This is a genomic window from Kitasatospora sp. NPDC032150 (assembly GCF_055579945.1).
This window is the reverse complement of the sequence record NZ_JBVIMH010000121.1, coordinates 1-1,041: the sequence shown is the minus strand read 5'-3', so window position 1 is coordinate 1,041 and position 1,041 is coordinate 1. Positions and strand designations below refer to the sequence as shown.

At 71.5% G+C, this 1,041-nt stretch carries 1 protein-coding gene; it reads left to right on the top strand.

Annotation, left to right across the window (positions count from 1 at the left end):
• Nucleotides 1–13: 13 nt before the first annotated feature.
• Nucleotides 14–1,041 (top strand): IS4 family transposase (locus tag ACZ5ON_RS36110; RefSeq protein WP_465601867.1); only part of this gene is annotated, 1,028 nt, incomplete at its 3' end.

Below are 1,041 nucleotides of genomic sequence, written 5' to 3'. Positions count from 1 at the left end.
CACAGGGGTCCCGTTGCAGGAGAAGTCTGTCATCACGCGGGTGGTCGCGGTAGCGGCGGGGGTGTTCGCGCCGGGGCACCTGGGCGAGCTGACGCAGATCGTGGACTTCGCGCTGGTGGATGCGGTACTGGTCGAGACCCGGGCCGTGCAGCGGCGGGTCCGGCTGCTACCCGCGCGGGTGGTGGTGTACTTCGTGCTCGCGCTGGCACTGTTCGAGGACTGCGGCTACCGGGCCGTATGGGACAAGCTCACGGCCGGTCTGGCCGGGCTGCCGCTGGCCCGCCCGCACTCCTCCTCGCTCTCGCGGGCCCGGCGCCGACTGGGCCCGAAACCGCTCAAGGCGCTGTTCGAGGCCGTGGCCGGAGCGGTGGCCTGGACAGACACGCCGGGCGCGCACTGGCGCGGGTTGCGCACGGTCGCCTTCGACGGCACCAGTCTGCAACTGCCCGACCGCGACCCGGTTACCGCCCGCTTCCCCAAGCGCCGGGGCGAGGAACGCGACACCGGCTACCCGCTGCTGCGGCTGGTCACCCTGGTCGAGACCGGGACCCGGGCGATCCTGGCTGCCGCGTTCGGCCCCGAAGCCGACGGCGAACTCACCTACGCCAGCGGCCTGTTGAAGCACCTGGCTGTGCGGATGCTGGTCCTGGCCGACGCCGGCTTCGACGCGTGGGAGTTTCTGCGCGACATCCAGGCCACCGGCGCGCACTTCCTCGTCCGCTCCTCCGCCCGCCGGTGCCCCACCATCCAGCTCCGTCTGCCCGACGGCTCCTACCTGGCCCGCCTGGGCTACGGAAGGCTCCAGGTCCGCGTGGTGGAGGCGTGGATCACCGCCACCCTGGAGGACGGCACCGCGCGCCGCGAGCAGTGGCGTCTGGTCACCAGCCTCATGGACCACGCCCGCTATCCCGCCGACCAGCTCGTGACCCTGTATCACGAGAGGTGGCAGGCGGAGACCACCTACGCGAGCGTGAAGGCGACCATGATCGACGGTCGAGTCCTTCGCTCCAGCCACCCTGCCGACCTCGAACAGGAGGTCTA